The sequence below is a fragment of the Collinsella sp. TF06-26 genome (assembly GCF_002232035.1).
GTDB lineage: Bacteria > Actinomycetota > Coriobacteriia > Coriobacteriales > Coriobacteriaceae > Collinsella.
This window is the reverse complement of sequence record NZ_NKXR01000001.1, coordinates 8,574-26,957: the sequence shown is the minus strand read 5'-3', so window position 1 is coordinate 26,957 and position 18,384 is coordinate 8,574. Positions and strand designations below refer to the sequence as shown.

Genomic DNA, 18,384 nt, shown 5'->3' with positions numbered 1-18,384 from the left:
CTACCCCCTCTTCTTCTTGGAAATCAGACGGACGACGCCCACCAGCGTGGCGGAGATGATAAACAGGACCACGCCCATGCCGAACAGCGCCGAGCGGTGCAGACCCGAGGAATAGCTCATGTCGAGCGCGATCTGGCTCGTGAGCGTCGAGATGGGGCTCGCAATGCTGTCGGGAATAACCGGGGCGTTACCCACGACCATGAGCACGGCCATGGTCTCGCCGATGGCACGGCCCATACCCAGCACGATCGCATCCACGATACCCAGCTTGGCGGCAGGTAGCACGACCTTATAGATGGTCTGCCACTTAGTAGCACCCATGGCATACGATGCCTCGCGAATACCCATGGGAATGGAATTGAGGGCATCGATGGTAAGCGTCGTGATGGTAGGGACGATCATGATGGCAAGCACGAACCACGCCGTCAGCGCACCAAAACCAAGACCACCGGTCAGTTGCGCGATAAACGGACGGATGATGATCATGCCAAAGAAGCCATAGATGATAGAAGGGATGCCGGCCAACAGGTCAACGGCAGGGCTGATGAGCTTGCGCACGCGCTTGCTGGCGATCTCGACCAGATACACGGCCGTGCCCACGCCTAGGGGCACACCCATGGCGAGCGCACCGACGGTCACCAGACCCGAGCCGGCAAGCAGCGACACGATGCCGTAGTGGCCCTCAGAGGGCGCCCACGTAAAGCTAAAGAAGTCCGCCAGACCGATGTCGGTAAAGACGGGCAGCGCCGAGTACGTGGTAAAGACAAAAATCAGGATGACGGTAACAACCGCCAAGAACGCGCAGGCAAAGAAAATCCACTGCAGCGCCTTCTCCTTGATATAGGTGCTGCGCGATACGAGCGCCAGCTCGCGCTTCTTGGGCGCCTGAGCATTCTGCTCAGTCTGGGAGTTTTCCTGTGCTTCCATGCTACTCACTCCCCTTCTCGTCGTTGGTGACGGGAATAAAGCCCGCCTCGCGAATCTGCTTGTCCATCTTTTCGGACGTCACGTAGTCGATGTAATCCTGCGCCTGCTGCGAAGGCGCACCCTTCACAAAGAAGTAAAGGTCGCGCGAGATGGGATAGCCGCCACTCGCGACCGTCTTCTCGGACGCCTCAACATGATTGACCGAGACGGCCTTGACCGAGGTCTTGGCGTTGAGGCTATCGACGAAGCCCAGCGAAATGTAGCCGATAGCCCCGCGCGAACGAGATACCACGTCGCGCACCTGGCCCGTGCCCGAAAGAACGGCGGAGCGGCGATCGAACGGGGTGCCGTCCATCACGATGGTGCGGAAGGCTTCACGCGTGCCAGACGCCTCATCTCGGTTGATAACCTGAATCTTCAGGTCCTCGCCACCGACTTCTTTCCAGTTGGTGATCTTGCCGGCATAGATATCGCGGAGCTGCTCGGTCGAGAGGTTATCGACGGGGTTGTCTTCGTTCACGATGACCGCGATACCGTCGTGGGCAATGACGATGGGAGTCAGGCCCAGATCCTGTTCGTCGGCATTGAGTCCACGGGAGGAGCTGGCGATATCGGCCGTGCCAGCGCTGACGGCTTCGATGCCAGCGGAAGAGCCCAAACCGGAAACGAGCACGTCGATGCCGGTCTCCTCCTTAAAGCCCTCTGCCGCAATTTCGGCGATAGGAAGGCAGGTCGTGGAGCCGGCCACGGTAATGGAAGAGGTAGAAGATCCCGAAGAACAGGCGCACAGCGTAAGCGTAAGCACAGCGGCGCTCAGGACCGATACGATCTTTCTCATAGCATCACGCCGATCGCAGCATGGCGCCCACAGGTGCCGTCCTCGTTACGGTAGGAATAAAAGCGGTCGTTCTGACGCACAGTCGAAAGCTGGGTATCCACGATATTATCCGCGTCCACACCGGCATCTACCAGCGCCTCACAAATGGCAGCGGAAAGATCGAGCATGCGAGAGGCGCTCGCATCGATGCAAGAGAACTCGACGGCAAAGCGATCCATGAGTTCCTGGGATACCTCATATTCGTCAGCCAAGATATGGGGGCCGATATAGGCGGAAACGTCGCTCGCATCGCAGCCGGCAGCATCGCAAAGCGCCTGGCACGCCTTGGCAGAAATACGTGCAATCGTGCCCTTCCAACCGGAGTGCACCACGGCAAATCCGCCAGGGGCCACCAGCACCACGGGAACGCAGTCGGCAAAGCAGAGCAGCACGGGCACGTCATGGGCCGTACAGACGATGGCATCGCAGCCCTCGGCAATCTGCTCGCGAACAGCCTCAAGATCGTCGGCGCCGTTCGAAGTCACCGTAACGATATGGTCACCATGTACCTGATTGGGCACGAGCAGATTATGCTCGCACTCAGTGGCGCCCATAGCTTCGAGCGCTCGACGACGATTTTCTTGAACAGCAAAGGGGTCATCGCCTACATGCGAGCCCAGGTTGAGCGAGGAGTACGCATCTTCAGAAACGCCACCGGTGCGCTCGGTAAAGGCAAAACGGACATCGGATGTCGCGCCCTCCACCAACGTAACTCCATCATGGTCGACACGCGAAACGTTGTCCGCACGTGCTGCCATACTAAAGCCTCCTAATAACACAAGTACCGCGGCGTCGCCGCGCAGTCCGCGTTTATACGGCTGTCATACTTCCTTAAAAGGATACCCGCAGCGGTAGGGACCAAACGTAAAGGGAACGTAAGGAGATTGGAGGCTTTCGTTTACAAACGAGAAACAAAACGGGGTGCATCCAAATGGACACACCCCGTGCAGGTCGTTGAGAAAAACGAACTAGAAGCTGCCGCGCTTCAGGAAGTCGGGAAGCTCGAACTGGTCGTTGCCAAAGTTGGGCAGCTCGGTACCACCGACGTTGCGGGTCGGAGCGGCCTGAGCCGGGCTGGCAGCCGGAGCGGTGCGCTGCGGCTCAGCGGAGGCAGCGGCCTTGCTCTGAGACTGCTGAGCAGCAAAGAGCTCGTCCTGACGGTTGACGTTGGAATCGGAGAAGCCCGTAGCGATGACGGTGATACGCACCTGATCGCCCAGGGACTCGTCGACAACGGTACCGAAGATGATGTTCGCCTCGGGGTCGACGGCGTTGGCGACAACGTCGGCGGCGTCGCTGATCTCCTGGATGCCCAGGTCCTTGGAACCGGCGATGGAGAGCAGCACGCGCGTGGCACCATCGATGGAGCTCTCGAGCAGCGGGCTGGAGATGGCCTGCTGGGCAGCGTCGACGGCACGAGTATCCCCAGAAGAGGTACCGATACCCATCATGGCGGTACCGGCCTGCTTCATGATGGTCTTAACATCGGCGAAGTCCAGGTTGATGATACCGGGGACGGTGATGAGGTCGGTGATGCCCTGGGTGCCCTGGGAAAGGACGCCATCGGCAATCGCGAAGGCCTCGAGCATGGTGGTCTTCTTCTCGGCGATGTCGAGCAGCTTATCGTTAGGAATGACGATCATGGTGTCGACGCAATCGGAGAGGGTCTTGATGCCCTCCTCGGCGCTCTTCTTACGCTTGCGGCCCTCGAAGGTGAAGGGCTTGGTCACGACGGCGACGGTCAGTGCGCCGACCTCGTTCATCGCGATATCGGCAACGATGGGAGCAGCGCCGGTACCGGTGCCGCCGCCCTCGCCGCAGGTGATAAACACCATGTCGGCGCCAGCAAGCGCCTCGGCAATGTCGTCGCGGGACTCATCGGCAGCCTTGCGGCCAACCTCGGGATTGGCGCCGGCGCCCAGGCCGCGGGTAAGGTCGGTGCCGATGTGCACCTTGATATCGGCATCAGAGATCGCGAGTGCCTGAGCATCGGTGTTGATGGCAACAAACTCGACGCCGCGGATGCCCTCTTCGATCATTCGATTGACCGCGTTGGTACCGCCGCCGCCGACGCCGACCACCTTAATGACGGCAAGGTAGTTGTTGATCTCTGTCTCGTGCATGTCGGTCCTCCGAACAAAGGTTATAGCCATAGCATGGGTCGACCCCTGCGCACATTAACCTTCAGGTTGAAAGTAAATGCAAAGGTAAACCGTATTATGTTTGCACATTATGAACGTATCAGTCAAATAATTGACCGTGAAAACCAAACAAACCAGATAAACGGCGTGGTATGGCCCCTCAACAAAGCATCAACCAGCGCTACGAGGTCGGAGCATTCCTAAATGTGTAGTTGCCCGGAGAGCGCACATTGATATACGTTACGCCCTCTACCTGCGAAAGCAACTTGGTGACTACGCGTTCCTTCTTGGCGATATCGTCCGAATCGCCCAGCGACACCTCAATGCCGTTATTGAGGTTTGCCGAGATGGCTTCGACCGAAGGCGTGGAAATATCCTTGACTTGTCCCAAGAACTCGCCCGAAAAACCACGCACATAATCCAGGCCGGCCTTAACGGCTTTGGAGTTCACCGCCTGGCCGGAAACCGGAGCGACATCCGCCGAGACATCAGTCAACAACACCGCGCCATAATGCTTGGCGAGCGCCAGCGCGGCATCGATTCCGGTCAAGGTATTTGAGCCCTGCCCTGTCGTGATGACGTTGCCCTGGTCGTCCACTTCGACCGACGTCGACAGCGGGGCGATCCAGGTGTCATCGTCTCCGATAGCCCAGGCAAGGTCGTCGGAGCTGATATACGCAATGGCGATAACTTTACGCTCCGTCGGCGTGATGATAAGCGTATGGGGAAACTGGCGCTGGACATCCACGCCCGAAACCCACGGGTTCTGCTTGAGATCCTCGGTAATCTGGTCGGGATCGACGTTAAAAAGCGACGTTCCCTCGGGCAAGTCGATCAGCTGGATAGCATCGTGCTTCGTCACATGCTCGCTGCCTTGAATCTGAATATCAGTGGCAGTAAACAGTCCAGAGTTGATCACCACGATGGCAACGACGACGAGCACGGCCAAGACGGCCAGAACGCCGCCCACGATTTTGCCTTTGCCTGTAACGACAGAAGCGGCGTCTGATGTTTTATTTGCCATCGCTCCAAGTGAAGATAACGGGTTGAAACCTTTTTTACTCGAAGGCTTCTTGGCGGTAGCCGGCACCGATGTCAGCGAGCGCGGTTTCGATGCGCCCAGCGTGCGACCTGGACGCGCCGCTTTAGTTCCCGTCGAGGGCTTGGGAGCTGCCATGGGACGGGCAGGCTTGGCGCCCATAACAGGCTTTGACGTCACCGAGGGACGCGAGGACTTTTTTGCGGCCGGACGATTACCGAGCTGCGAGCCGACGACCGGACGACTGGTCTGTCGAGCATGCCCGACAGACTTAGAGTGCGCGACGGTATTGCGTTGAGGTTTGGCAGGCGCGCCGGAACGCCCTCCGGCGCGGCGGAAGGTGGGTTTCGATGCTCTAGAAGCCGAGGAATTTAACTTCCGGTCTGAGCTCGATGCCATACGCCTCCCTCACCTTTCCGTGCACATGTCTAATAACCGCGGCAACGTCATCGGCCGAGGCAGTTCCGTTATTAACGATAAAATTAGCGTGAACGGGCGAAACTTCCGCGCCGCCAATCGAAAAACCCTTTAATCCACAATCCTCGATAAGCTTGCCCACACTCGCATCGGGCGGGTTGCGAAAGACAGACCCGCAGGATGCGCGACCCATGGGCTGCGTACGCTTGCGCCTTGTAAGGTACCGCTCCATGCGCTCGCGAATGTCGGCCTTGGGCGCCGGTTTAAGCTTGAGCACGCACTCGAGGATGATCTCATTGCGGGGAAGGCTACATTCGCGGTAGCCCCAAGTGATCTCGGACCCCGCATAATGCTTGATACCGGATGCCGGGTCAAACGTTACGACATCCTCAACCAGCGAGCCAATCCACTCGGTCCGTGTGCCGGCATTCATAGATATCGCACCGCCGACCGAACCAGGAATGCCAACGGCAAACTCAAGGCCCGAGAGGCTACGCGACAGGGCATCGTTGACCAGGCGCGCAAACATCACGCCCGCACCGACCGTCAGCGTACAACCGTCATCGGCAACAACCGTGCGCTGGAACTCACGTCCGAGCGAAATGACGGCACCGCGATAACCGCCATCGGCAACCAGCAGATTGGAGCCCTTGCCGATGATGACCCACGGCACCTGCTCGCGATCGAGCACCGCCACGGCGCGGCGGAGGGCATGATAGCTATGGCACGTCACAAAGAGGTCGGCCTTGCCGCCGATACGATAGCTCGTATGACGCGCAAGGCGCTCGTCCTCAATCACATCCGTGTCGATCATGCCCGAGAGCGCCATGACGGCGTTAAACAGACCCATTAGACTTAAGCGTCTTTCTTGGCAGTCAGATACTCAATGAACTCGGGACCGACGGTCGTAACGTCGCCGGCACCCATGGTGAGCAGCAGGTCGCCCTCGCCCACCATCTGCTTGAGCTCCTGATTGAGCTCAAGACGGCTGGAGCAGTACACGACCTCCTTGCCAGGATGCTTGGCGCGCACGGTATCGGCGAGCATCTTAGAGGTGACACCCGGAATGGGCATCTCGCCAGCCGAGAACACATCAATCAGCAGCAGTTTATCGGCATTGGCAAATGCATCGGCAAAGTCGTCGCACAGGGCCTGCAGGCGCGAATAGCGGTGCGGCTGGAACACGACGTCGACGTGCTTGTAACCCAGCGACGAAGCGGCAGCAAGCGTCGCCTTGATCTCGGTGGGGTGATGGCCGTAATCATCGACCACGGTGATGCCATCGATATCGCCCACGTGGGTAAAGCGACGGCGGACGCCCTCAAAGCTCGAGAGCGCCTTGGCGGCGGCGTCGATGTCAAGGCCCAGGACATGGGCGACGGTGAGCACCGCCGTGGCGTTGAGCATGTTGTGGCGACCGGGATTGCTCTTGATCTCCACAGCGCGCTCAGTGCCGTCCTCAAAGCGAACGATAAAGTCACTCTGGATGCCCTTGACATCCGGGTGCATGCAGACGATGTCGTTGCTCTCGGCAAAGCCGTAGGAAAGCACGTGACGGCCCGTCGACTTGGCGAGCTCGACCAGATGCGGGTCCTCACCGCAGACGATGACGGTGCCGTCCTCGCCCACCAGGCTCATGAATTTGGCGAAAGTTGCCTCGATCTCCTCGATACCCGAGTAGTGATCGAGGTGGTCGGCCTCGACGTTGGTCACAATGACTACGTTGGGGTTCAGGAACAGGAAGGAGCTGTCGGACTCGTCGGCCTCGGCGACAAAGTAGTCGCCCGAGCCGTTCTTGCCGTTCGTGTCATAGCCCTCGACGATGCCACCGATCAGGAAGCTCGGATCCAGACCCATGCGGTCGAGCATGGTGGCACACATCGAAGACGTGGTGGTCTTGCCATGCGTGCCGGCAACAGCGACGGTGGTGTAGCCGTGGCCCAAAGCAGAGAGCATCTTGGCACGGGGCCACACGGGAATACCAAGCTCGCGAGCGCGCACGAGTTCAGGGTTGGACTCCGGAATAGCGGTGGAGACAACAACCACGTCGGGCTTGACCTCGTCGATCGTGGCAGCCTCATGGCCCACATGCACCTTCACACCAGCGCGGGTAAGCTGGCGGATATAACGTGACGTCTTAAGGTCGGAGCCGGTAACGGCATAACCGCGCTCGTGCAGAACAAGGGCGATGCCGCTCATGCCGGCGCCGCCGATACCGATAAAGTGGGCGCTCTTAAACTCGGGCGCGGAGGTTGCAGTCTGGGAATCAGCCATGTGCTCGTGTACTCCTTGCGTAAACACTGCCTGTAACCCGTTAACTGTACCGCACCTACCGCATCAGCGCGAGGGCGACCGACGATATCCCGTCTAACTAACGCAAACCCTCTACCGCATCCGCCAGAAGAGCGGCGGCCCTATCCTGAGCCAGACCACGCGCCGCCTGACGCATGGCGTCGCGTGCCGCCGCGTCATCGACCAGGTGCAGCAGCTCATCGGCAAAGGCAGAACCGTCGATATCGGCATCGGCACAGAGCACGCCGGCCCCGGCGTCGACCAGATAACGGGCATTGGTGGTTTGGTGGTCGGCCGTCGCATGCGGGTACGGCACGAGCACCGAGGGCACGGCGAGCGCAGCGATCTCGGCCACGCTCGATGCGCCCGAACGCGATAGCACCAAATCGGCAGCAGCCAGCATGTCGCCCATGTTGTCGATGTAAGGCTGGACGCGGTAACGCTTCGCCTCCTCGGGCGTCAGCGCCAAAGCGCGCTCGGTTTCCTCAAAGCCGTCGGCACCCGTCGAATGCAACACATAGAGGTTCTTGCGCGAAAGCAGCTCGTTTTTGAGCGAAGCCACGCGCTCGTTGAGGTGCTGGGCGCCAAGTGAACCGCCAAAGACGAGCAGCAGCGTAGCGTCCTCGGGAACGCCAAGTGCCTTGCGGCCGCGAGCGCGATCGCCCTCGATCACCGAGCGACGTACGGGGTTGCCGGTCATGAGCACGTGGTCAGGGTCACCTTCGCGCTCAAAGACCGAACGCGCTGCCGGCACCGAGATGCACACGCGAGCGGCGTGGGAGTTCATCATCTTGTTGGCCAGGCCCGGAACAGAGTTCTGCTCATGCAGCAGATACGGAACGCCTGCGCCCTTGCACCACCCCAGCAACGGAACCTCGACATAGGCACCAAAACCGATGGCGGCATCGGGCTTGCCGACCTTTGAGAAATGACTGGCGAGCGCACGCTTGGCCTTGTTGACACGCCACAGCGAGGTCAGCGCCGTCCAAGGACGGGAGCGGTCGAAGCCCGTAACCGTAATGGGCACAAAATCAAACCCAGCCTCGGGGACCAGACGACCCTCGAGCTTGCGCGACTGGCCCACGAACACAACGTGGTGGCCACGGTCACGCAGCTCTTCGGCCAAGGCGAGCGCGGGGTTGATATGCCCTGCCGTGCCGCCGGCTGCAATAGCAACGGTCATCTTATCGGTCATGGTAGTCCCTTCGTACACGCGGTCCCTGGTCGTCGGTGCGCAAACGCGCCGACGGGTCCGAGTTCAAATCGATTCGATTATATCCGCCGCCCGCATTGCGAGGAGTTGGGCGCTGCGGACGACCTTGCGGTGCCGTTCGCTGACGCGGACGGGCTGCCGGCTCGGTCGCAGAGCCATCCAGAACGGTAAAGCCGTTACGCGAAGACCGCTCGCCGCGCACGTGGGGCACGCCGGCGGTACTCTCATCCATAACGGCAAAGCTCTCGCGGCGACGGTCGTACTCATCGCGACGGGCGCTCTCGTACGAAACGCGTAGGATCAGACCGGCAAGCATAAGCGACACAATAATCGACGAACCGCCATAGCTAATAAACGGCAACGGTTTGCCCGTCATGGGAAACACGTTGAGGATGCCCAGCGCATTGATCAAAAACTGCACCGCGAGAATGACCGCGGAGCCAGACGCCATAAGCGCGCCCCGACGATCGGTCGCCTGCTCGGCAATGCGAAACGCCGAGTAGATCAGCATCGCAAACACCAAGAAGAACAGCACGGTTCCGACAAAACCGACTTCCTCGCCAATGATGGCCAGGATGTAGTCATTGTGCGCCTCGGGCAGATACGAGTACTTCATGGTTGAGTTGCCGATGCCACGGCCGAACAGACCGCCCGAGGCAAAGGCCATGATGGCAAGCGTGGCCTGATAGCCGTCACCATACTCGTCGGCCCAAGGGTTCAAGGCAACCTGGATACGCACCATACGGTACGGCTCTGCGACAAGCGCAATCACGATCACGAGAATGCCGAAGATTATCACGCCGATGATAAATCTGGGGTCGAGACCCGCAAACAACGCCATGCACATGAGGGTCAACAGGATGATCAGGACGGTACCGAAATCGGGCTGGATAAAGATCAGAAAGAGCGAAATTCCCAGGTAGATGCCCATCTTGCGAAGGAATTCGTTGATGTTGCCACCGGGCGAAAAGAAGCGATCAAGCATGATGGCCGAATACGCAATGGCAAATGGCTTTAAAAACTCGGAAGGCTGGAACTGAATACCGGCGATGTTGAGCCAGCGCGTGGCGCCACGGCTGCCGCTTCCCACCAAGAACACCAGCAGAAGCAAGAACATCATGCCGATAAGGAAGATCCTAAGCACATCCTCCCCAAACCAGCTGTCCGGCAAAACGCGCACGATGGCAATCAGCGCCAGAACACCAACCACGGCAAACGCGGCCTGTCGACCCAGGAAAAACGTCGCCGAGCCATTCTCGTGCAGCGCCTCGACCGAAGACGCCGAGTACACCATCAACAGGCCAAAGCACACCAAAGTAAACAGGCAGGCCATAAATATCAAACGGGGGCGCATGATGCGGGCGGGAACGCCGGCAATATAGCGTTCGCTAAACGACTGCCCGCCGCGACCGGAACGCGGTGTGCTACGCCGCGAGGAAGCACGGTCCGAGTCGGGCCTCCTCATACCTTGTCGGGGGCTCTCCTCTCTCACCGGCAACCCCTATTCCATTTGCGATTTCGCTGCAGCGGCAAGCTGGGCCACATAGTCCTTAAACACGCGGCCGCGCTCCTCATAGCCCGAGAACTCATCGAACGAAGAGCAGGCAGGAGAAAGTAAGATCACGTCGCCACGGCTCGACAGCGAACGGGCAACGTCCACGGCATCGCGTAGGTCATCCGCTTGGGCGATATCCACATCGCCATCGACATCGGCCTCGTCCATAGCGGCGGTAAAGCGCTCGCGCGCATCGCCAAAGCAGACGACCGAGCGCACGTTATCCATAACAACGCGCGCGAAGTCCGTGAGCGGCGTGCCCTTATCGTGGCCGCCGAGCAGCAAGATCACGTCGTCATCGGGAAATGCCGTCAGTGCCTTCTCGACCGCGTCGGTGTTGGTCGCCTTGGAATCGTTGACGTAGCGCACACCGTCAATCTCGCCGCACGGCTCCACGCGATGCTCGAGCGGCTGGAACGAGGCCAGACCGCGGCGGACACCATCGACATCGGCACCGACGGCCAGAGCAGCCGTGGCGGCACATAAGGCATTGATGACATTGTGATGGCCCGAGATCTTGAGCTCGGACGTGGCGACAAGCTGGGTCTCGACGCCCTTCAGGCGCACGACCATTTTGCCGTCGCGCACAAAGGCGGCGTCTGCACCCTCGGGCTCGTCAAAAGCGACCTTGCAGATGCGGCGACCCGGCGTATAGATGTACTCATCGAACTCGTGAATGCCGGCGTCTTCGACGTCGACAACCACCAGATCGTCATCGACCATATTGTCAAACAGCTTGATCTTGGCAAGCGCATAGTTCTTATGGCTCTTATGCCAGCCCAAGTGGTCGGGAGTGATGTTGAGCAGCACTGCCACGCGAGGGTGGAGCTCGGTGGTCGTAGCAATCTGATAGCTCGAGAGCTCAGCCACAAACCACTCGTTGTGGGCTCGGCCGTCAATCTCGTTGACCGGCGGCTCGCCGATGTTGCCGACAGCTACGCTGGCCTCGCCGGCAGCCTTGAGCAGATAATCAGTCAGCGACGTGGTGGTCGTCTTACCGTTGGTGCCCGTGATGGCAATCCAGTTATCGGGCGACAGGCGATAGGCAAACTCTGGCTCACCCATAATCTGAGCGGCATGTTCGCGCCCGGCCTTAAAGAAGCCCGAGAACTCCGAGATGCCCGGGCACGTCACGCATACGTCATAGGCGCCCTCGACCTGTTCGGTCCCATAGACAAACGACGCACCAGCAGCCTCGAGCGCACGCGTGGCGTCATTGGGCTCAGAGGTGCCGCCGCCATACACGGTAACGGCGCTTACGCGCTCGGGATGTGCCAGCGCCCAGCGGGCGACATCGAGACCGGATTTGCCCTGACCCAAAACGAGCAGGCTAAAGACATCAGCAAGAGGCATGAAAGACCACTATCCCAACTGGAAGAACAGAGCAAGGCCAACGGCACCAAAGGCCGCAGCGATAATCCAAAAACGGATGACGACCTTGGTCTCGGCCCAGCCCTTCTTTTCGAAATGATGATGGATGGGCGCCATAAGGAAGACGCGCTTGTGCGTAAAATGGAAGTAGACAACCTGAATCATGACCGACAGGGTCTCAACGATAAACAGGCCGCCGATGATGAGGGAGACGACCTCGGTGTTAGTCATGATGGACGTACAGGCAAACGCGGCGCCCAGAGCAAGCGAGCCGGTATCACCCATAAAGATGCTCGCCGGATAGCAGTTGAACCACAGAAAGCCCAAGCAGGCACCGGCACACGCGGTGCAGAAGATGGACAGGTTCACGTCTCCGTGCAAAAACGCCATGGCAGCCATGGCGAGCATGGCGATCATGGAGGTGCCGCCAGCAAGACCGTCAAGGCCATCGGTCAGGTTCACGGCATTAGAAAGACCGGCAATCATCAGCCAGCAAAAGACAATATAGAGCCACGGGAACGAATAGCCGCAGATGGTGGTCGAAAGCACGCCAAGGTCGATCGTCAACCCACCGGGAAAACGAATCTCGGGGGCGACGCCGCACCAGTTGACGGCAAGTACCGTAAAGGTGACACAGATAATGGTTAGGCCGATCATCTTGGCATGGGGCGTCAGACCGAGCGAGCGCCCATGTGTAACGGAGGTCAGGTCGTCGATCAGGCCCAGCACGCCGGTCGCCAGCGTGGCGAGCAGCACGAGTACGAGCTCGGTGGTGAGCTTGCCCATCAGCAGGCAGGTCAGCGAGATCGCGACGAGGATGACAACGCCACCCATGGTGGGCGTTCCCTGCTTAACCAAATGACGCTTGGGGCCGTCGGCACGAACCTGCTGGCCGATACCCTCGACCTTGAGCAGCTTGATCCACCACGGCATGAGCAGCAGCGCAATGGCTGCGGCGATGCCAAGCCCCAAAAAAGCCTGATACGTTGGATACGAGGGATTGCCGAACATGGGCTAGCACACACCTTCCACAAAGCGGTCGAGCTCAACAAAGCGGGAACCCTTGACCAGTACAACATCATGTTTTTCAAGCGCGCCGCCCATGCGGTCGAGCACCTGCTGATAATCGGAGAACACCTGGATGCGGTCCTCGTCCATGCCCATCATGCGTGCGGCATCGGCCATAAGCTGGGCCAGCTCACCACCCACGCACGCCAACATGTCGAGCTTCTTGGCGGCGGCATAGGCGCCCACGAGCTCATGCATGCGAGGAGCCTCATCGCCCATCTCGCCCATCTCGCCCAGGATCGCCATGCGAGACCCCGTGCACGAAAGCGAGCACAGCAGGTCGAGACCGGCCGCCATCGATTCGGCGCTGGCGTTATAGGAGTCATCGATGACGCGGGCACCGCTCTTGGCGCGCTTGATCTCCTGGCGGTGACCGGTGATCGTGAGGCCCCTAAAGGCAGCATCGATCTGCTCGGGCGTCACGCCCAGGCGATAGGCAACCGCGGCGGCCTTAACGGCATTAGGAACGGACTGCACGCCGGGGATGGCAAGCATGGTATCGATCGTCTCGCCCTGGCCAAAATCGAGCGTAAAGACCGGACGGCCCTCGTCATCAACGCGAACGTCGCGGGCGCGGACCTCATCATCGTCAGAGACACCGGCCAGCATCACGTCGATACCAGCAGGCTGGGCGAACGTATCGCGAATGAACGGCGTAAAATCGTCCTCGCCGCCCAAAACCAGCAGCGGCAAATAGTCGCCGGCGGCGCACATGCCCTGGACAATCTCGGCCTTAGCGCGGGCGATGTTCTCGCGGCTGCCCAAAATGCCGATATGAGAGGTGCCGATCTTGCTCACGATGGCAAGGTTGGGATTGGCAGACAGAGACAGGCGCTCGATCTCGTGGAAATGGTTCATGCCCATCTCGAGCACCAGAACCTCGGTATCGGCCGGAGCGGAAAGCACCGTGAGCGGCATGCCGATCAGGTTATTGAAATTGCCCTTGGTGGCCCAGACACGATAGCGCTTGGCGAGCACAGCGGCGAGCACGTCCTTGGTCGTCGTCTTGCCGATGGAACCGGTAATGCCAACGACCAGGCAGCCAAGCTCCAGGCGATACGCGTGCGCCAAACGCAGCAGAAACTCCTCGGGATCATCGGTCAGCAAGATGGCGCAGCCCTTGTCCTGCGCCAGCGAGACCAGCTCGGCCTCGGGCTCACGCGTCATCACGACGGCGCCGGCACCCGACTGGACGGCACGGGAAGCAAAATCATTGCCGTCGACGTTTTCACCGGGAAAGGCGACGAAAATCGTCCCTTCCTCGACCTGGCGCGAGTCGATAACGCACCCGCGGCATACCCGATCGACTTCTCCCGTCACGGTTCGGGCCCCTGTTGCGGCCGCGAGGTTGTTGACGGCGATCTCTATCATTGCAGCTCCCCTGTAAACCTAAATAATGCTATCGGCGTATTGTATCCCAGCGCCGCGCATGCGTGGTGCAGGGCATGTGAACACCCCTCATATGGGACAACAAACCACGCCCCAAAGATTGTAACCCCCTACTTCGTGTGTGGGATACCCAGCACGTCGAGCGCGTTGGCCATAATGGACTGGAACGGCACCGCAGCGGCATCTGAGCCGCTCGGCGTTCCGTCGAGCGTGATATAGCACAGCACCTTGGGCGATTGTGCCGGTGCAAAGCCCATAAAGGACGACATGTAGTTCTCCTTGAGGTAGCCGCCGTTCTCGTCGGCACGTTCGGCCGTACCGGTCTTACCCGCCACGTCATAGCCGTCAACCGCGCCGCCAACGCCCGTTCCCTCCGACACGACCGTCTGCATGCACGATGTCACCTGGGATGCGGCATCCTCCGAAATCGCGCGCTCGCCTTCGCCCCAGTCCTTCTCGTCGCCTTTGCTGGACTTATAGAAGTGCGGGGTCATCATCACGCCGCCGTTGGCGATGCCGCCCACGGCACGTGCGATCTCAATCGGTGAGACAGACAGCGCCTGTCCAAAGCTCATCGAGCCCAGCGTGGCGCCGTCATACTGGTCACGCTCCTTGACGATGCCCAGGCTCTCGCCCGGAAAATCGACACCAGAGCTGTGACCGATGCCCCACTTGTCCACATAGGCGGCAAAGTCGTCGGCACCGATCTTGCGCCCCACCAGGACAAATCCCACGTTGGACGAACGGCGCATCATCTCGCGCACATCCATGGTCATGGCGTAGTCGCGCTTGTCGGCATCGGTGACGGTATCGTCGCCCACCTTGATGCTCGCCGGCACCTCAAACGACGTACTCGACCGCACGACACCCAAGTCGAAGCCGGCGCCCGCCACGAGCGTCTTAAAGACCGAGCCGGGCTCGTAGGCGTCGGTGACCAGGCGCAGGTTCATATCCTCGGTCTTGGCGTTTTCCAAATTGGTCTGGTCGTAGGTCGGATACGAGCAGGCTGCCAAGATCTCGCCTGTCGTAGGATCGGTGACCAGCGCCGAGCCGTTCTTGGCCTTTGTCTTCTCGACAGCCTCTGCCAGGGCATCCTCGGCCGCACGCTGGATATTGACGTCGAGCGTCGTCACGAGATCAACGCCGTCGACCGCAGCCACCTTTTTATAGGCACCGCCCGCGATATAGCTGCCGTCCCTCGCGCGCTCGCGTACGAGAGAACCGTTCGTGCCGGTCAGAAGCTTGTTGTATTGCTTTTCGAGACCCGTCAAGCCGTCGTTGTCTACGTTCACTACACCCAGCACCTGCGATGCCAGATTGCCGTATGGATACACGCGCTTCATGGCCTGCTCAAAAAGCACGCCGGGCAGGTTCTTCTTCTCCAGCGCCGCAGCGTCGTCTTCGTCCACCTGGCGCTTGATATACACCCAGGTTCCATCGGACTCAACGAGCTTGCGGCAGGTCTTTTTATCGATTCCAGTTGCCTTGACCAGCGCCGACACCGTCTTGTCAACATCCTCGACAAGCTGGGGGTTCACGGCGATGTTGCGACATTCGACCGACGACGCCAGCACGTTACCGTTGCGGTCGTAGATGGTGCCACGTTTGGCATAGAGGGTCTGCGCAAGCAGGCGGCGCGCATCGGCACGCTCGCGCAGTTTATCGGCTTCGACAATTTGATAGCCGGCAAGGCGAAAGACGCCCAAGCCCAAGCCAAGCCCAATGAAGCCCATGACGGCTTTGCGGCGAGGCAGAGGCGTGCCTGTGAGCCATTCGGTCGACGAACTCTTGCGCGACCTGGTGTTATGCACTTGAGGGCCGCCCGAGCCGCGAAGTCGCGACGCCGGGTCGTTGCCACGGGACTGCCCGGCGTTGTAAGATTGCCGACCCGTTCCTTGATAACCAGAACGTCCCCGCGACGAGGGACGTCCAGAACCGCGGCCCCCATCGGAACCGCGGCGATAGTCATTTGTCATACTCAGCTACCGTCTTGCTACTGAGCGGTCGCGGTCGCGTTGGCGCCCGCGGCTGCATCCTGCGAAAAGTCAAGTGTAACGCTCTCGCTGGGCTCCACCATGCCATAAGCGCCCGCAAGGTCGCGAATGCGCGTGTCGGCGCCATAGACCGAATGCATGACCTCCAGGTCGGAGCTCTCATCGGTCGCTTTTTCGAGCGTGTTGGTAAGCTCGGCGTTGCTGTTGAGCACCTGGGCCGTAACGCCGGCGAGCGCCACGCGGGCGACGCCGATCGTCATGAAGATAGCCGCAATGATGCAAAACGTTTTAAGAACGCTCATGAAAACCGGGCTTACCGCCTGGTTTGCCTGACGGCCCGCGCCCGTGTAGACATCAAAGCGCGGCGGGCGCTGCTCACGGGGAGCAACGGGGGCCTGCGGCGTCTCACGATAGGCGGGCATGGCGTTCATATCATAGGCGAGTGCTGCGCTTGAAGTGTTGTAGCCCATGATATGCCGCCTCCCATCCCGAGTACGTTGGTAGTGTGTTTAAGCTTCGTTTATGGTGCGAGCGGGAGGTCCAATATCGCGCGGTCGCGCCTACAGACGCTGCGCCACGCGGATTTTGGCTGATCTCGCCCGAGGGTTGCGCTCAACCTCATCAGGCTGGGCAACCAAGGGTTTGCGGGTGATGACCTTGAGTATCGGCACGTTGCCGCACACGCACACCGGAATCTCCGGCGGACACGTGCACCCCTGGCTCATCTCCTTAAAGTGATTCTTTACGATACGGTCCTCAAGCGAGTGATACGAGATGACGCAGATACGTCCGCCCGGATTGAGCCACCTGGTGGCGGCATCAAGCCCTCGTTCGAGCACATCGAGCTCGTGATTGACCTCGATGCGAATGGCCTGGAAACTTTTCTTGGCCGGGTGTCCGCCATGCCGACGAGCGGCAGCCGGGATACCCGCCTTGATGATCTCGACAAATTGGCCGGTGGTTTCGATCGGTTCTTGCTCGCGGCGGCGCACGATCTCGCGCGCGATCTGCGAGGCGAACTTCTCTTCGCCGTAGACGCGTAGAATCCGGGCGAGGTCGTGTTCGTTATAGGTGTTGATGACCTCAGCTGCGTTTAAGGTGTTATTACCCGGATCCATCCGCATGTCCAATGGGGCGTCCTCGTTATACGAAAAGCCCCTGCCAGGGATATCGAGTTGCGGCGACGAAACGCCCAAATCGAACAGGAAGCCATCGACCCCGGGCACCTCGGCCGAGCAAAGCAGCTCGTCCAAGTCGCCGAAGTTGCCCTTCAGCAGCTGGTGCGGAACGCCGGGAACCTCGCGGTCCAGACGGGCGCCAGCGGCCTCGAGGGCCATGTCGTCCTGATCGACGCCGAGCAAAAGACCCGTCTCCCCCACCTGCGCAGCCATCTTTACCGAATGGCCGGCACCGCCAAGGGTGCAATCGCAGACAACGGAGCCGCTCTTTAGCCGCAGCGACTCAAGCACTTCGCCGAGCATGACCGGTTCATGCCGATATTCTTGTGTCAAGATCCCACGCTCCATCCGTTACCCGTGCCTTGCCCTTACGAGAAGAAAAGGTCCAGCAGGGCCTCATCGTCATCGTCCTCATCGGCCGTAGCGCGGTCCCAAACCTCAAGGTGGTCGTAGTTGCCCACAACCGTGACCTCGCGGTCGAGGTTCGCCTGCTTGCGGAGAGACTCAGAAAGACCGATACGACCCGCGCTGTCCACGTCCATCGACGTGGTGCGCTTGTTGATCGCCCTCATGAGCTTCTGGTCGTTGATGTCACGCGGGTTAAAACCCTCGTGGCCCTCACGACCCGCGAAGAGTCCTTCGACCCACTTATCGAAGGCCTCGGCAGAGAACACGTACAGAGCATCGACATCCAGGGCTTTGAACACGCGAACGTGCTCTCCAAGCTCCTCGCGAAGGGGTGCAGGCAGGGACAGACGACCTTTTGCATCGAGATTGCGCTCGTATGCACCAGTCATTCCCATGTGCGCCCTCCCCTCGGTTACTCAGATGGCACGTACGCGGGGAACCACCCCGCCTGTCGACGCCATCAATAATATGGGGAACCGCCCCATTTTTCAACACCTTTCCCCACCCCTTCCCCC

General features: G+C 60.0%; 16 protein-coding genes. All 16 read right to left on the bottom strand.

Features of this window, described 5'->3' with window-relative positions; genetic code table 11:
- The gene (gene pstC / locus CHY22_RS00110; RefSeq protein WP_089571587.1) at window positions 1-927 is read right to left on the bottom strand and encodes a phosphate ABC transporter permease subunit PstC; all 927 of its coding nucleotides are present in this window, start codon (window positions 925-927) and stop codon (window positions 1-3) included.
- Window position 928: 1 nt separating this feature from the next.
- Window positions 929-1,765: a phosphate ABC transporter substrate-binding protein gene (locus CHY22_RS00105; RefSeq protein ID WP_089571586.1), complete on the bottom strand. Its 837-nt coding sequence runs from the start codon at window positions 1,763-1,765 to the stop codon at window positions 929-931.
- Window positions 1,762-2,562 carry a polyphenol oxidase family protein gene (locus CHY22_RS00100; RefSeq protein WP_089571585.1) on the bottom strand — a complete coding sequence of 267 codons (801 nt, stop codon included), beginning with the start codon at window positions 2,560-2,562 and terminating at the stop codon, window positions 1,762-1,764. The genes CHY22_RS00105 and CHY22_RS00100 overlap by 4 nt, the downstream gene beginning before the upstream one ends.
- Before the next feature lie 210 nt (window positions 2,563-2,772).
- Complete coding sequence (gene ftsZ / locus CHY22_RS00095) at window positions 2,773-3,927, bottom strand: cell division protein FtsZ (protein WP_055251674.1); 1,155 nt, start codon at window positions 3,925-3,927, stop codon at window positions 2,773-2,775.
- Window positions 3,928-4,126: 199 nt separating this feature from the next.
- The gene (locus CHY22_RS00090) at window positions 4,127-4,969 is read right to left on the bottom strand and encodes an FtsQ-type POTRA domain-containing protein (protein WP_089571584.1); all 843 of its coding nucleotides are present in this window, start codon (window positions 4,967-4,969) and stop codon (window positions 4,127-4,129) included.
- 370 nt (window positions 4,970-5,339) lie between these two features.
- Complete coding sequence (gene murB / locus CHY22_RS00085; RefSeq protein WP_006234257.1) at window positions 5,340-6,251, bottom strand: UDP-N-acetylmuramate dehydrogenase; 912 nt, start codon at window positions 6,249-6,251, stop codon at window positions 5,340-5,342.
- Between the two features lie 5 nt (window positions 6,252-6,256).
- Entirely contained in the window at window positions 6,257-7,675 is a 1,419-nt protein-coding gene (murC, locus tag CHY22_RS00080) for a UDP-N-acetylmuramate--L-alanine ligase (protein WP_089571583.1), read from the bottom strand.
- Between the two features lie 97 nt (window positions 7,676-7,772).
- Complete coding sequence (murG, locus tag CHY22_RS00075; protein WP_089571582.1) at window positions 7,773-8,888, bottom strand: undecaprenyldiphospho-muramoylpentapeptide beta-N-acetylglucosaminyltransferase; 1,116 nt, start codon at window positions 8,886-8,888, stop codon at window positions 7,773-7,775.
- Entirely contained in the window at window positions 8,878-10,371 is a 1,494-nt protein-coding gene (gene ftsW, locus CHY22_RS00070; RefSeq protein ID WP_089571581.1) for a putative lipid II flippase FtsW, read from the bottom strand. The genes murG and ftsW overlap by 11 nt, the downstream gene beginning before the upstream one ends.
- 36 nt (window positions 10,372-10,407) lie before the next feature.
- Window positions 10,408-11,814 (bottom strand): UDP-N-acetylmuramoyl-L-alanine--D-glutamate ligase, encoded by a 1,407-nt coding sequence (murD, locus tag CHY22_RS00065; protein WP_089571580.1) that lies wholly within the window; start codon window positions 11,812-11,814, stop codon window positions 10,408-10,410.
- Between the two features lie 9 nt (window positions 11,815-11,823).
- The gene (mraY, locus tag CHY22_RS00060) at window positions 11,824-12,843 is read right to left on the bottom strand and encodes a phospho-N-acetylmuramoyl-pentapeptide-transferase (protein ID WP_089571579.1); all 1,020 of its coding nucleotides are present in this window, start codon (window positions 12,841-12,843) and stop codon (window positions 11,824-11,826) included.
- A gap of 3 nt (window positions 12,844-12,846) precedes the next feature.
- A complete protein-coding gene (murF, locus tag CHY22_RS00055; protein WP_089571578.1) occupies window positions 12,847-14,271 on the bottom strand; it encodes a UDP-N-acetylmuramoyl-tripeptide--D-alanyl-D-alanine ligase in 1,425 nt (474 codons plus the stop codon).
- Window positions 14,272-14,399: 128 nt separating this feature from the next.
- Window positions 14,400-16,100, bottom strand: a complete 1,701-nt coding sequence (locus tag CHY22_RS00050) for a penicillin-binding protein 2 (protein ID WP_311774710.1) — start codon at window positions 16,098-16,100, stop codon at window positions 14,400-14,402.
- 182 nt (window positions 16,101-16,282) lie between these two features.
- Window positions 16,283-16,753: a hypothetical protein gene (locus CHY22_RS00045; protein ID WP_089571576.1), complete on the bottom strand. Its 471-nt coding sequence runs from the start codon at window positions 16,751-16,753 to the stop codon at window positions 16,283-16,285.
- A gap of 90 nt (window positions 16,754-16,843) precedes the next feature.
- Window positions 16,844-17,809 carry a 16S rRNA (cytosine(1402)-N(4))-methyltransferase RsmH gene (gene rsmH, locus CHY22_RS00040; RefSeq protein ID WP_006234266.1) on the bottom strand — a complete coding sequence of 322 codons (966 nt, stop codon included), beginning with the start codon at window positions 17,807-17,809 and terminating at the stop codon, window positions 16,844-16,846.
- Between the two features lie 20 nt (window positions 17,810-17,829).
- Window positions 17,830-18,264 carry a division/cell wall cluster transcriptional repressor MraZ gene (locus CHY22_RS00035; protein WP_035137949.1) on the bottom strand — a complete coding sequence of 145 codons (435 nt, stop codon included), beginning with the start codon at window positions 18,262-18,264 and terminating at the stop codon, window positions 17,830-17,832.
- Window positions 18,265-18,384: the final 120 nt, after the last annotated feature.

What these genes read in the sequence shown, in the direction of transcription:
- pstC (WP_089571587.1), bottom strand. Translation starts at nt 927, where the DNA reads ATGGAAGCACAGGAAAACTCCCAGACTGAGCAGAATGCTCAGGCGCCC.
- CHY22_RS00105 (WP_089571586.1), bottom strand. Translation starts at nt 1,765, where the DNA reads ATGAGAAAGATCGTATCGGTCCTGAGCGCCGCTGTGCTTACGCTTACG.
- CHY22_RS00100 (WP_089571585.1), bottom strand. Translation starts at nt 2,562, where the DNA reads ATGGCAGCACGTGCGGACAACGTTTCGCGTGTCGACCATGATGGAGTT.
- ftsZ (WP_055251674.1), bottom strand. Translation starts at nt 3,927, where the DNA reads ATGCACGAGACAGAGATCAACAACTACCTTGCCGTCATTAAGGTGGTC.
- CHY22_RS00090 (WP_089571584.1), bottom strand. Translation starts at nt 4,969, where the DNA reads ATGGCAAATAAAACATCAGACGCCGCTTCTGTCGTTACAGGCAAAGGC.
- murB (WP_006234257.1), bottom strand. Translation starts at nt 6,251, where the DNA reads ATGGGTCTGTTTAACGCCGTCATGGCGCTCTCGGGCATGATCGACACG.
- murC (WP_089571583.1), bottom strand. Translation starts at nt 7,675, where the DNA reads ATGGCTGATTCCCAGACTGCAACCTCCGCGCCCGAGTTTAAGAGCGCC.
- murG (WP_089571582.1), bottom strand. Translation starts at nt 8,888, where the DNA reads ATGACCGATAAGATGACCGTTGCTATTGCAGCCGGCGGCACGGCAGGG.
- ftsW (WP_089571581.1), bottom strand. Translation starts at nt 10,371, where the DNA reads ATGAGGAGGCCCGACTCGGACCGTGCTTCCTCGCGGCGTAGCACACCG.
- murD (WP_089571580.1), bottom strand. Translation starts at nt 11,814, where the DNA reads ATGCCTCTTGCTGATGTCTTTAGCCTGCTCGTTTTGGGTCAGGGCAAA.
- mraY (WP_089571579.1), bottom strand. Translation starts at nt 12,843, where the DNA reads ATGTTCGGCAATCCCTCGTATCCAACGTATCAGGCTTTTTTGGGGCTT.
- murF (WP_089571578.1), bottom strand. Translation starts at nt 14,271, where the DNA reads ATGATAGAGATCGCCGTCAACAACCTCGCGGCCGCAACAGGGGCCCGA.
- CHY22_RS00045 (WP_089571576.1), bottom strand. Translation starts at nt 16,753, where the DNA reads ATGGGCTACAACACTTCAAGCGCAGCACTCGCCTATGATATGAACGCC.
- rsmH (WP_006234266.1), bottom strand. Translation starts at nt 17,809, where the DNA reads ATGGAGCGTGGGATCTTGACACAAGAATATCGGCATGAACCGGTCATG.
- CHY22_RS00035 (WP_035137949.1), bottom strand. Translation starts at nt 18,264, where the DNA reads ATGGGAATGACTGGTGCATACGAGCGCAATCTCGATGCAAAAGGTCGT.